The organism is Pseudomonas sp. zbq_18 (genome assembly GCF_043102245.1).
Lineage (GTDB): Bacteria > Pseudomonadota > Gammaproteobacteria > Pseudomonadales > Pseudomonadaceae > Aquipseudomonas.
This window is the reverse complement of sequence record NZ_JBICIT010000022.1, coordinates 236267-248455: the sequence shown is the minus strand read 5'-3', so window position 1 is coordinate 248455 and position 12189 is coordinate 236267. Positions and strand designations below refer to the sequence as shown.

General features: G+C 67.0%; 9 protein-coding genes. 6 read left to right on the top strand and 3 right to left on the bottom strand.

The genetic code is table 11. From position 1 onward, the window contains the following. Window positions 1–19: 19 nt before the first annotated feature. Together tssB and tssA are read right to left on the bottom strand one after the other, a co-directional pair. Entirely contained in the window at window positions 20–526 is a 507-nt protein-coding gene (gene tssB, locus ACF8C6_RS17770; protein WP_277691994.1) for a type VI secretion system contractile sheath small subunit, read from the bottom strand. A 35-nt stretch (window positions 527–561) separates the two neighbouring features. Further along, entirely contained in the window at window positions 562–2124 is a 1563-nt protein-coding gene (gene tssA, locus ACF8C6_RS17765; RefSeq protein WP_392500493.1) for a type VI secretion system protein TssA, read from the bottom strand. A gap of 490 nt (window positions 2125–2614) precedes the next feature. Between tssA and ACF8C6_RS17760 the strand changes: the two genes are divergently transcribed. The 6 genes from ACF8C6_RS17760 to ACF8C6_RS17735 all read left to right on the top strand — a co-directional run bounded on the left by ACF8C6_RS17760 (window position 2615) and on the right by ACF8C6_RS17735 (window position 10259). After that, window positions 2615–4357 carry an ATP-binding protein gene (locus ACF8C6_RS17760; protein WP_392500492.1) on the top strand — a complete coding sequence of 581 codons (1743 nt, stop codon included), beginning with the start codon at window positions 2615–2617 and terminating at the stop codon, window positions 4355–4357. Between the two features lie 42 nt (window positions 4358–4399). Beyond that, the gene (locus ACF8C6_RS17755) at window positions 4400–5746 is read left to right on the top strand and encodes a sigma-54-dependent transcriptional regulator (protein ID WP_392500491.1); all 1347 of its coding nucleotides are present in this window, start codon (window positions 4400–4402) and stop codon (window positions 5744–5746) included. A gap of 297 nt (window positions 5747–6043) precedes the next feature. Beyond that, window positions 6044–6997, top strand: a complete 954-nt coding sequence (locus ACF8C6_RS17750) for a TAXI family TRAP transporter solute-binding subunit (protein WP_392500490.1) — start codon at window positions 6044–6046, stop codon at window positions 6995–6997. Window positions 6998–7162: 165 nt separating this feature from the next. Then, window positions 7163–9190 carry a TRAP transporter permease gene (locus ACF8C6_RS17745; protein WP_392500489.1) on the top strand — a complete coding sequence of 676 codons (2028 nt, stop codon included), beginning with the start codon at window positions 7163–7165 and terminating at the stop codon, window positions 9188–9190. After that, window positions 9187–9582: a DUF1850 domain-containing protein gene (locus tag ACF8C6_RS17740; RefSeq protein ID WP_392500488.1), complete on the top strand. Its 396-nt coding sequence runs from the start codon at window positions 9187–9189 to the stop codon at window positions 9580–9582. The genes ACF8C6_RS17745 and ACF8C6_RS17740 overlap by 4 nt, the downstream gene beginning before the upstream one ends. A gap of 182 nt (window positions 9583–9764) precedes the next feature. After that, window positions 9765–10259, top strand: coding sequence for a DUF3617 domain-containing protein (locus tag ACF8C6_RS17735; RefSeq protein WP_392500487.1), 495 nt, complete (start codon window positions 9765–9767; stop codon window positions 10257–10259). 16 nt (window positions 10260–10275) lie between these two features. Here the strand turns inward: ACF8C6_RS17735 and thrS are convergent, their stop codons facing one another. Next, on the bottom strand, window positions 10276–12183 hold the full coding sequence (thrS, locus tag ACF8C6_RS17730; protein WP_392500486.1) for a threonine--tRNA ligase: 1908 nt from the start codon (window positions 12181–12183) through the stop codon (window positions 10276–10278). Window positions 12184–12189: the final 6 nt, after the last annotated feature.

The following is a 12189-nucleotide window of genomic DNA, read 5'->3' as shown; positions in this document are numbered from 1 at the left end:
GGGCTTCCTTGTCGAGAAATCAGGCGTCTTGCGGGGCTTGGGCGGCGAGACCCAGCTCACCCAGTACGCGGTCGCGGGAGTCGTCGTCGGAGAGGACGCTTTCGATGGCCTTGCGGAAGGCCGGGGCGTTGCCCAGCGGGCCTTTCAGGGCGACCAGGGCGTCGCGCAGCTCCATCAGTTTCTTCAGCTCCGGCACCTGCTCGACCACGGCGGCCGGGTTGAAGTCCTTCAGCGAGTTGATCTTCAGCTCGACCGGCAGTTCGTCGTCGGTTTCTTCGTCCTGCAGGCGGTTGGGCACGGCGAAGGTCAGGCTCAGCTCCTGCTTGCCCAGCACTTCGTCGAAGTTGTTCTTGTCGATGCTGATCGGCTTGCGATCCTCGATCTTGCGCTCGTCGGCGCGCTGGGTGAAATCGCCCAGCACCATCAGCTTCAGCGGCAGTTCGATCTCTTCCTGAGCGTTGCCGGTCGCCGGTTTGAAGGTGACGTTGATGCGTTCCTTGGGTGCTACCGAGCCTTCTTTGGCCATGGTTGTTCTCCTTTACGTTCGGAGGCCTGGCGGCCTCAATCCAGCACCACTTCGAGATCGAGGTGGCACAGCCTGCGGTGGATCTCTTCCTTGCGCTCGCGGATCGCATGGTTCTGCGGCAGCAGCTCGTAGCAGTTGTGCAGCAGACGCAGCACTTCCAGGGCGAGATCGGGTTCCCACTCGCCGAGGCCGGAGGCCTGCAGCGTCTGGTCGAGGGATTCGAGTTGGGTCTTGGCCAGTTCGTGCTTCTTCGCCGCACTGCACAGGCGCGCCAGAGCCAGCTGCCAGAAGAAGCGTGCCCGCCCGCCCTGGGCCTGGGCCATGCCCTGCTTGAGCTGCTGCACGGCGGGTTTCAGGCCGTCCTTGCGCAGGCGCGGCAGGGCGGCCTGCAGGGCCAGTTCCCAGGCCGGCAGTTCGCCGCCTGCGCCGGTCTGCACCGCCGGTTCGGCGCTGGGCGCCTGCAGGTGGGGCATGACCTGGCCACCGATCCAGGCACGGGTTTCGGCGTCGGCGAAGGGCGCGCCGTCGTGAAAGCGCAGCTCATCCAGGCCCGGTACGCGCTGGAGGAACAGCGCCAGCTGCATCTCCACTTCGCACATGGCGGCCTCGGCGCCCAGTTCCTGCAGGCATTCCCAGGCCAGGCGCTGGCCGTCCAGCCAGAACGGTGCGCGGGCGATACTGGCTTCCAGCTCCACCAGCAGGTCGGCGTACTGGCCGGCGGCGAAGCGTTCGGCGAAGCTGGCCAGCTTGTCCGCTGGCAGGCCACGCAGGGTGGTGATGTGTTCGGCATTGGCCTGCGGCAGGCCGTCGATCGGCAGCCACAGCAGGGTACGGGACAGGCGCAGGGCGCGCAGGTCGCTGGCCTTCTGCTTCAGCCACCAGGCGCACAGCGGTCGGGCGCCGTCCTGCAGGGCGCGCAGCGACTTGTGCGCGTCGCGCTCGTTGTCCAGCGGGGTGGCCGGGTTGAACACCTGGGCGGCGGCCTGCTTGACCTGGGCCAGAGCGGCGCCGACCGCACCGGGTTCACTGTGGCCCTGGGCGGCGCGGGCAATCTGCTCGTCCAGGCGCCGGCACAGCGGCAACAGCAGCGGGGCGTCTTCGCCGAGGCGTTCGCCCAGGCAGCTTTCCAGGCCACGCAGCAGCTCGGCCAGGTTGCGGAACAACGGCAGTTGCGCGGCGACCGGGATGTCTTCGCCGAGCACTTTCTCCACGCGCGGCATGAGCCAGGTGAGGGCGGCGGCGCGGGTGCGGTCCTTGCGCGGGTGCAGGTCGTTCCAGCGCTGCTGGCACAGTTCCAGCAGCAGGCCCAGGCCAGCCTGCAGGCCATGCAGGCCCTCGCGCTGGTGCAGGCTCCAGACCAGCCAGCAGGCGGCACGCAGATCCTTGGACTGGTGGCGCAGCAGGGCCTCGCTCAGGTCGCGGATTTTTTGCCAGTCGATGGCCTCGGTCTGGTGCAGCGCGCCGGCCTTTTCCAGTTCGCTTTCGAGGGCTTCGTATTCACTGGAATAACGCATATCGGCACCGGCGAAGTTACCCTCTTCAACAGGGTTTTTCGCCAATTGCAGATAATGTTCGGCCAGTGGGGTAGAGGCAGTCATTCCTTGACTCTATATAGGCAGAGAGCAACTTGCGGACGCTTTCATATATATGAGGAGTGCCGCTGGCTCATTTGCTATGCGCAACTTCTTGCGCAGTTTCCATGCGCAACAAATTGCGCAAAGTCCTTATGGGGTGGGCATCCTAGTCCCGGAGGAAGGGATCGACAAGGCAAGAAATGTGATGAGTTCGGCAAGCGGAGCGATTAGCAAGATGCAATGTCGCGAATGGCAAGTTGCAATTATGGCGTCAATAAAAAGTGTACTAGTTTGGCGTGGTAAAGCTCGTCGATATATGTAAGTAATGACTTACCACTTAGTAAGTTGCAGTTCACAAAAGTGTGACGACGAATACCTTGTAGTGTGAACCTGTAGTGATTCTGGTGTGCGCGGCCGAACATTCCGGGCGGCCTCTTCGTCGGCGCCCTTGCAGTCGCTCGGCCTGCGGGCGCCTTTGCTACCATGCCGGCTCTGCGTCGGTGCGAGCCCCTGCATGTCTTCCGTCCTTCCACGTCATCGCCTTTGGGTCGTCATCGGCATCCTTGCCGGACTGGCGCTGTGTGTCTGGCTGGCCGGTCTGCTGGCAGAGCGGCGGGCCTGGAGCCAGCGCAGCGAGGAGGCGGCCGCCCAGCTGGAGCTGTATGCGCAGTCGGTGCACACCCTGGTCGAGCGCTTTCGCTCGGTGCCGGCGCTGCTGGCGCAGGATGGGGCGATTCGCGACCTGCTGAACGCACCCGGCGACCCTTTGCTGCGCCAGGCGATCAATCGTCGCCTGGAGTCGCTCAATGGAGCTGCCGGCTCCGCGGTGCTGTACCTGCTGGACAGTTCCGGCGAAGCCATCGCCGCCAGCAACTGGCGCGAGTGGAGCAGCTTCGTCGGTAACAACTATGCGTTTCGCCCCTATTTTCAGGACGCCTTGCGCGAGGATTCTGGTCGCTACTTTGCCGTCGGCGTGACCACCGGGGTTCCCGGCTATTTCCTTTCCCATGCGGTCAAGGACGGCAACGGCCAGGTGCTCGGCGTGCTGGTGGTCAAGCTGGAACTGGAAGAACTGCAGCGTGAGTGGGTCGGCCAGACCGATGTGCTGCTGGTCAGTGACCGGCATGGCGTGGTGATTCTCAGCAACCGACCGGCCTGGCGCTTTCGCCAGCTGCGGCCGCTGGCCGAGGCGCAGCGGCTTGAGCTGGAGCAGGCGCGCAAGTTCGCCCGGCAAAACCTGCAGCCGCTGCCCAGCACCACCTTGCGACAGATCTCGGCACTGGCCGAGCAGCGCCGCGTCGAAGGTCCGGACGGGCGCCGCGACTATCTCTGGCAGCGCCGCGATCTGAACGACGAGGGCTGGACCCTGCACCTGCTGGTCGAGCCCGCTGCCGTGGCCGGCGTGGTGCGCAGCTACCGCCTGGCCGCCGCCGGGCTGTGGACCACCGCGGTGTTCCTGCTGCTCTGGCTGCTGCAGCGGCGCAAGACCCAGCGCCTGCAGCAGCGCAGCCGCGAGGAGCTGGAGCGCCTGGTGGAAGAGCGCACCGCCGCCCTGCGCACGGCCCAGGATGAGCTGGTGCAGGCAGCCAAGCTGGCGGCGCTGGGGCAGATGTCGGCGGCCCTGGCCCATGAGCTGAACCAGCCGCTGACGGCCATGCAGATGCAGCTGGGCAGCTTGCGCCTGCTGCTGGAGCAGGACCGCGTGGAACCGGCGCGGGTGGGGCTGCAGCGCATCGACGGCCTGCTGCAGCGCATGGCCGCGCTGACCGGCCATCTCAAGACCTTCGCCCGCAAGAGCCCGGGCGGCCTGCGCGAACGCCTGGAGCTGGGCCAGGTGCTGGAGCAGGCCCTGCAACTGCTGGCGCCGCGCATGCGCGCCGAGGGCGTGGAGATCACCCGCGATCAGGCCGAGCCGGCCTGGGTGCTGGGCGATGCGATCCGCCTGGAGCAGGTGCTGCTCAACCTGCTGCACAACGCCCTGGATGCCATGGCGGGCAGCCCGCGCCGGCAACTCGACCTGCGGATTCGCCGCGAGGGCGAGGCCTGGCGCCTGGACGTGGAAGACAGTGGCGCGGGCATTGCCGAGGAGAACCTGGCGCACCTGTTCGAGCCGTTCTTCACCACCAAGCCGGTGGGCGAGGGGCTCGGCCTGGGGCTGGCGGTGTCCTACGGCATCGTCCACGAGCTGGGCGGCAGCCTGACGGCGCGCAATGGTGATGCCGGGGCGATCTTCAGCCTGCGGCTGGCGGCGGCCTAGGTCATCCGGGCTACACTGCGGCCCTTCGCAACGGGAGGTGGCATGAACGGCCAGGTGATCTTTGTCGACGACGAGGCGGCGATCCGCGAGGCGGTGCAGCAGTGGCTGGAGCTGTCCGGCCTCGAGGTGCGCACCTGCGATTCGGCGGCCGCGGCGCTGGCGCTGGTCGAGGCGGACTTTGCCGGCGTCGTCGTCAGCGACGTGCGCATGCCCGGTCAGGACGGCCTGCAACTGCTCGACGCGCTGCTGCAACGCGACCGCGACCTGCCGGTGATCATGGTCACCGGCCACGGCGATGTGCCCATGGCGGTGCAGGCGCTGCGCCAGGGTGCCTACGACTTCATCGAGAAACCCTTTACCCCCGAGCGTCTGCTGGACAGCCTGCGCCGCGCCCTGGACAAGCGCCGCCTGGTGCTGGAGAACCGCCAGCTGCGTGCCCAGGTCGCCGCTACCGGGCGCATCGAAGCGGAACTGCTCGGCGTGTCGCCGGCCATGCAGACCCTGCGCAAGCAGGTGCTGGAGCTGGCGCAGACCTCGGTCAACGTGCTGATCCGCGGCGACACCGGCAGCGGCAAGGAACGGGTGGCGCGCTGCCTGCATCAGTTCGGCCCGCGCGCGGCCAAGCCTTTCGTCGCCCTCAACTGCGCGGCGATTCCCGAGACCATTTTCGAGAGCGAGCTGTTCGGCCATGAGAGCGGAGCCTTTACCGGCGCCCAGGCCAAGCGCATCGGCCGCATCGAGCACGCCGATGGCGGCTCGCTGTTTCTCGACGAGATCGAAAGCATGCCGCTGGCGCAGCAGGTCAAGCTGCTGCGGGTGATCCAGGAGCGCAGCCTGGAGCGCCTGGGCTCGAACAAGAGCATCGCCGTCGACCTGCGGGTGATCAGCGCGGCCAAGCCGGATCTGCGCGAGGAGGTGCGTGGTGGGCGCTTCCGCGAGGACCTGCTCTATCGCCTCAACGTCGCCGAGCTGCACATCCCGCCGCTGCGCGAGCGGCGCGAGGACATTCCCCTGCTGTTCGAGCACTTCGCCGCCGAGGCAGCCCAGCGTCATGGCCGCGAGGCGCCGCCGCTGGCGTCGGGCGAGCTGGCGCGGCTGCTGGCCCACGACTGGCCGGGCAACGTACGTGAGCTGATCAACGCTGCCGAGCGCCATGCGCTCGGTCTTTCGGCTCCGGCGGTGGAGGCGGCGGGTGGGCAGTCGCTGGCCGAGCAGATGGAGGCGTTCGAGGCACAATGCCTGCGCCAGGCGCTGCAGCGCTGCCAGGGCAATATCGCCGAGGTGATGGCGCTGCTGCAGCTGCCGCGGCGCACCCTCAACGAGAAGATGCAGCGCCATGGCCTGAGCCGTGCGGACTTCCTCGGTGAAGGTGGGGTGGGCGAGGACTAGGCGGATTCTTGCTGATGCTCGGCGGGTGATCGGCGGATTTCCGCTTATGGCTGCCCGGGTTTTGTCGGCAAACCCCTCTAGATCGGCGTTTTCAGCCTCTGGCACGCTGGCTGCTATGGTTTCTGCCATGCCCTCGCGAGGGTGAGAACAAGAACGACCGAGTGAGCATTGCCTGCCTGGAGTCTGCGGACTCCTGATCCAGCCCGGCCCGCCGGGGGACGCTCGCCGTTCTTGTTGCCAGGTTGCCGCCCAGCTCCACGGGCGTGACCCACCGACAACAACAATGGAGACATCCGCATGACCCTGACCAAGCGTCTCAGCCTGTTCGCCGCCGCCGCGGCGTTCACAGCCAGCACCGCGGCCATTGCCGCCCCGACCTTCATCAACATCCTCACCGGTGGCACCAGCGGCGTGTACTACCCGATCGGTGTTGCCCTGTCGCAGCTGTACGGCAATGGCATCGAAGGCTCGAAGACCTCGGTGCAGGCCACCAAGGCCTCGGTGGAAAACCTCAACCTGCTGCAGGCCGGTCGCGGTGAGCTGGCCTTCGCCCTCGGCGACTCGGTGGCCGATGCCTGGAACGGCGTGGAAGAGGCCGGTTTCAAGGCGCCGCTGAAGAAGCTGCGCGCCATCGCTGGCACCTACCCGAACTACATCCAGATCGTGGCCAACGCCGATGCCAACATCCAGACCCTGGCCGACCTCAAGGGCAAGCGCATCTCCGTCGGTGCGCCGAAGTCCGGCACCGAGCTGAACGCCCGCGCCATCTTCAAGGCGGCCGGCCTGAGCTACGAGGACATGGGTGAAGTGCAGTTCCTGCCGTACGCCGAGTCGGTCGAGCTGATCAAGAACCGCCAGCTGGACGCCACCCTGCAGTCCTCCGGCCTGGGCATGGCCGCCATCCGCGACCTGGCCTCGACCATGAAGGTCAGCTTCGTCGCCATCCCGGCCGACGTGGTGGGCAAGATCGGCAACGCCGCCTACCAGGCCGCCACCATCCCGGCCAACACCTACGACGGCCAGACCGCCGACGTGCCGACCGTGGCCATCACCAACATCCTGGTCAGCCATGAAGGCGTGTCCGACGAGGTGGCCTACCAGATGACCAAGCTGATGTTCGACAACCTCGAGCGCCTGGGCAATGCCCACTCTGCGGCCAAGGACATCAAGCTGGAAGGCGCGGCGAAGAACCTGCCAATTCCGCTGCATCCGGGTGCCGAACGCTTCTACAAGGAAGCCGGCGCACTCTGATCCCCACGCGCGCCGGGCGGGCCGTTCAGCGGCCTCCCCGGCGTGCCACCGTCGGCCCGCCAAGGGCGGCCAGAACTATTCTGCTTAGAGACACCGGCAAAGGCTGAACCCACGTTTGCCCTTTGCCGGCAGCTCTAGTCCCATGGTCATTGAGGTACTAGGTTCATGAGCGAGCACCACGAAGGGCTCTCGGCCAGTCCGAGCAGTTGGCCCAAGGCGCTTTTCGCCGTGGCACTGCTGTTTTCCATCTTTCAGATCGTCACCGCCGCCTTTCACCCGGTTTCCACCCAGGTGTTGCGGGCGGTGCACGTCGGTTTCCTGCTGCTGGTGGTGTTCATCAGCATCCCGGCCTTCGGCAGGGGCCGCCCGTTCCAGCCGCTGGGCTGGCTGCTGGGCCTGGCCGGCATGGCCACGGCGGCGTACCAGTGGTACTTCGAGGCCGACCTGATCCAGCGCTCGGGCGACCTGACCAGCAGCGACATGGTCATCGGCCTGATCCTCATCGTGCTGGTGTTCGAGGCCGCGCGGCGGGTCATGGGTATCGCCCTGCCGATCATCTGCGCGCTGTTCCTGGTCTACGGCCTGTTCGGCCAGTACCTGCCGGGTGACCTGATGCACCGCGGCTATGACATCGACCAGCTGGTCAACCAGCTGTCGTTCGGCACCGAGGGCCTGTACGGCACGCCGACCTATGTTTCGGCGACCTACATCTTCCTGTTCATCCTGTTCGGCGCCTTCCTCGAACAGGCCGGCATGATCAGGCTGTTCACCGACTTCGCCATGGGCCTGTTCGGCCACAAGGTCGGCGGCCCGGCCAAGGTGTCGGTGGTGTCGTCGGCGCTGATGGGCACCATCACCGGTTCGGGTGTGGCCAACGTGGTCACCACCGGCCAGTTCACCATCCCGCTGATGAAGCGCTTCGGCTACCGCGCCGGGTTCGCCGGCGGGGTGGAGGCCACCTCGTCGATGGGCAGCCAGATCATGCCGCCGATCATGGGCGCCGTGGCCTTCATCATGGCCGAGACCATCAACGTGCCGTTCTACGAAGTGGCCAAGGCCGCGCTGATCCCGGCGCTGCTGTATTTCGGCTCGGTGTTCTGGATGGTCCACCTGGAAGCCAAGCGCGCCAACCTGATGGGCCTGCCCAAGGACGAGTGCCCGAACCCGTGGAAGTCGGTGCGCGAGCGCTGGTTCCTGCTGATCCCGCTGGCCATCCTCATCTACCTGCTGTTCTCCGGGCGCACGCCGCTGTTCTCCGGCACCGTCGGCCTGGCCCTGACCGCCATCGTCATCATCGGTTCGGCGATCATCCTGCGGGTGTCGTCCAAGGCCATGCGCTTCGCCTTCTGGATCGCCCTGGGCGTGCTCTGCGCCGGCTTCTTCCAGCTCGGCATCGGCGTGGTATTCGGCGTGATCGCGGCGCTGGTGGCGGTCTGCTGGTTCATCAAGGGCGGCCGCGAGACCCTGACCCTGTGCCTGCACGCGCTGGTCGAAGGCGCGCGCCATGCGGTGCCGGTGGGCATCGCCTGCGCCCTGGTCGGGGTGATCATCGGCGTGGTCTCGCTGACCGGGGTGGCCTCGACCTTCGCCGGCTACATCCTCGCCATCGGCCAGGACAACCTGTTCCTCTCGCTGGTGCTGACCATGCTCACCTGCCTGGTGCTGGGCATGGGCATCCCGACCATTCCCAACTACATCATCACCAGCTCGATTGCCGCGCCGGCGCTGCTCGATCTCGGCGTGCCGCTGATCGTTTCGCACATGTTCGTCTTCTACTTCGGCATCATGGCCGACCTCACGCCGCCGGTGGCGCTGGCCTGCTTCGCCGCCGCGCCGATCGCCAAGGAGAAGGGTTTGAAGATCAGCCTGTGGGCGGTCCGCATCGCCGTAGCCGGCTTCATCGTGCCGTACATGGCGGTGTATTCGCCGGGCCTGATGCTGCAGGGCGACAGCCTGCTGGCCACCGCCTACGTGGTGCTCAAGGCGGTGCTGGCCATCGGTATCTGGGGCGCGGTGTTCACCGGCTACCTGCAGCGCGGGCTGGGCTGGTGGGAGCGCATCCTCGGCTTCGCCGCTGGTGCGGCGCTGATCATTGCCGCGCCGATCACCGATGAAATCGGCTTTGCCCTGGCGGCGCTGTTCCTTGCCCAGCACTTCTGGCGGGCACGGCGCGCGAACCTGGCCGCCGCGTGATCGGCTTGTGCATGGGCCTGGCCGGAGCGGTCTGGGCCCAGGTGGCGGTGCCGGAGGCCGGGTTCACCCTGGCCTGGAACCACAGCATCGAGAAGATCCGCTGGGAAGAAGACTACCGCGTCACCGCCGAGGGCTTGTTGCTCGGCGAGGCGCGGGTACGCGGGACAGGCGCCGGCATGGAGATCCCGGACGGTGCCGAACTGCGTGACGGCAGCTGGCACTACCGCCGGCAGATGCCGCCACTGCAACCGCTGCGTGTCGGGCGTACGCCCGAGGCCGGCGATTATCAACTGTGTTTCGACCAGCGCTGCCATACCCTTGGCGAGTGGCTGGGGCCGCCACGAGCGGACCGGCCGGCACTGGAACTCTGGAGCTGTACGCTCCATCGCTGATCCCGGCGCCACAAGCGCCAGGATGGACCCGACCCCCGCCAGGCGATGCCTCTCGGGGGTTTTGTTCGTCTGGGGATTACTCCCCTCTCCCGCTTGCGGGAGAGGGGCCGGGGGAGAGGGGCGAGGGAATCAGGCTCTGCAGCGGCTAAGCTGCTAGAACCCTGCCTAGGAGGAAAGCCGTCATGCGCGTTCTCGTCGCCCTGCTGTTCACCCTGCCAGCCCTCGCCTGCGCCGAGCCCCGCGCCGGGCTGTGGGAGTTCACCAGCCAGATGCAGCATGGTGGCCAGGCCATGCCGGACATGCAGCAGATGCTCGACCAGTTGCAGAACCTGCCGCCCGAGCAGCGCCAGATGATGGAGGGGATGCTGGCCCAGCAGGGCATCAAGCTCGGTGGCAGCGGCGTGCAGCTGTGTCTCAGTGCCGAACGCCTCAAGGCCGGCGACATCCCCCTGCAGAACGAAGACTCCGGTTGCAGCCATGAGATCACCGAGCGCAGCGCCGAGGTGTGGAAGTTCCACTTCAAGTGCCCGAACGGCGAGGGTGAGGGCGAGACCCGCTTCGACGGCGACACTGCCTTCACCACCACGGTCAACGGCGTCTACGACGGCCAGCCCAGCAGCATGCAGAGCCAGGCGAAATGGCTGGGTGAGGACTGTGGCGGGCTGCCCAGTCAGTGAGCCTGGCCGGCCAGGTTCAGGGCATGCGCCCCTCCGCACGCAGCCGCTCGACCAGCTCGGCCAGCGGCAGGCTGCCGAGGTTGTCGCCGGAGCGGCTGCGCAGGGTGACGCGGCCCTCGGCCTTCTCCTGCTCGCCGATCACCAGCAGGTAGGGCACTTTCTGCAGGGTGGCTTCGCGGATCTTGTAGCCGATCTTCTCGTTGCGCAGGTCGGCGGCCGCACGCAAACCGGCGCGCTTGAGGCGGGCCAGCACCTGGCGGGCGTAGTCGTTCTGCCCCTCGCTGATGGTCAGCACGGCCGCCTGCTGCGGGGCCAGCCACAGCGGGAACAGCCCGCTGTAGTGCTCGATGAGAATGCCGGTGAAGCGTTCCAGCGAGCCGAACAGAGCGCGGTGCAGCATCACCGGGCGTTCGCGCTCGCCTTGCTCGTTGATGTAGCCGATATCGAAGCGCTCCGGCAGGTTGAGGTCCACCTGCAGGGTGCCGCACTGCCAGTCGCGGCCGATGGCATCGCGCAGGACGAACTCCAGCTTGGGCCCGTAGAACGCGCCTTCGCCGGGGTTGAGCTGGTAGTCGATGCCCATCCGTTGCAGCGCGCCGGACAGCGCGCCTTCCAGCTGGTCCCAGGTGGCGTCGCTGCCGATGCGGTTGGCCGGGCGGGTGGAGAGTTTGACTGCCACCTCGTTGAAACCGAAGTCGCGGTAGATGGCGAACACCAGGGCGATGGTGTCGGCGCACTCCTGTTCCATTTGTGCGGCGGTGCAGAAGATGTGCGCGTCGTCCTGGGTGAAGTGGCGCACGCGCAGCAGGCCGTGCAGCGCACCGGACGGCTCGTAGCGGTGCACCTTGCCGAACTCGGCCATGCGCAGCGGCAGGTCGCGGTAGCTCTTCAGGCCGCGGGCGAACAGCGCCACGGCGCCGGGGCAGTTCATCGGCTTGAGGGCGAACACGCGCTCGTCCTCGGTGCTGGTGGTGAACATGGCGTCGCGGTAGTTGAACCAGTGCCCGGAGGTTTCCCACAGGCTGCGGTCCATCACGTCCGGGGTGTTGACCTCGACATAGCCGGCGGCGTCCTGCTGCTGGCGCATGTAGCCGATCAACTGCTGGAACAGGGTCCAGCCCTTGGGGTGCCAGAACACCGAGCCGGGCGCGCAGTCGTCGAAGTGGAACAGGTCGAGCTGCGGGCCAAGCTTGCGGTGGTCGCGCTTGCCGGCTTCTTCCAGGCGGGTGAGATGGGCCTTGAGCTCTTTGCTGTTGGCCCAGCAGGTGCCGTAGATGCGTTGCAGCGCGGCGTTCTTCGCATCGCCGCGCCAGTAGGCGCCGGCCACCTTGGTCAACTTGAACGCCTGCAGATGGCCGGTGCGCGGAATATGCGGGCCGCGGCAGAGGTCTTCGAAGTCGCCCTGGCGGTACAGCGACAGCACTTCGCCGGCCGGAATGTCGCGAATCAGCTCGGCCTTGTAGTGCTCGCCCTGTGATTCGAAATGGGTGATGGCTTCATCACGTGGCAGCTCGCGGCGGCTGACGGGCAGGTCGGCGGCGGCCAGCTCACTCATGCGCGCCTCGATCAGCGCCAGGTCATCCGGGGTGAAGGGTCGCTCAAAGGCGAAGTCGTAGTAGAAGCCGTCCTCGATCACCGGGCCGATGGTCACCTGGGCGCTGGGGTACAGCTGCTTGACCGCCATGGCCAGCAGGTGTGCGCAGGAGTGGCGCAGCAGCTCCAGGCCCTCGGGGTCGCGGGCGGTGATCAGGCTGAGCTGGGCGTCGTGGTCGACCAAGGCGCTGGTGTCCACCAGGCGGCCATTCAGGCGCCCGGCCAGGGCGGCCTTGGCCAGGCCGGGGCCGATGTCGGCGGCGACTTCGGCCACGCTCAGGGGTTGGGCATAGTGACGCTGGCTGCCATCGGGCAGGGTGATGCTGGGCATGTCGGT

Coding starts and splice junctions, on each gene's coding strand:
- tssB (WP_277691994.1), bottom strand. CDS start 526: ATGGCCAAAGAAGGCTCGGTAGCACCCAAGGAACGCATCAACGTCACC.
- tssA (WP_392500493.1), bottom strand. CDS start 2,124: ATGACTGCCTCTACCCCACTGGCCGAACATTATCTGCAATTGGCGAAA.
- ACF8C6_RS17760 (WP_392500492.1), top strand. CDS start 2,615: ATGTCTTCCGTCCTTCCACGTCATCGCCTTTGGGTCGTCATCGGCATC.
- ACF8C6_RS17755 (WP_392500491.1), top strand. CDS start 4,400: ATGAACGGCCAGGTGATCTTTGTCGACGACGAGGCGGCGATCCGCGAG.
- ACF8C6_RS17750 (WP_392500490.1), top strand. CDS start 6,044: ATGACCCTGACCAAGCGTCTCAGCCTGTTCGCCGCCGCCGCGGCGTTC.
- ACF8C6_RS17745 (WP_392500489.1), top strand. CDS start 7,163: ATGAGCGAGCACCACGAAGGGCTCTCGGCCAGTCCGAGCAGTTGGCCC.
- ACF8C6_RS17735 (WP_392500487.1), top strand. CDS start 9,765: ATGCGCGTTCTCGTCGCCCTGCTGTTCACCCTGCCAGCCCTCGCCTGC.
- thrS (WP_392500486.1), bottom strand. CDS start 12,183: ATGCCCAGCATCACCCTGCCCGATGGCAGCCAGCGTCACTATGCCCAA.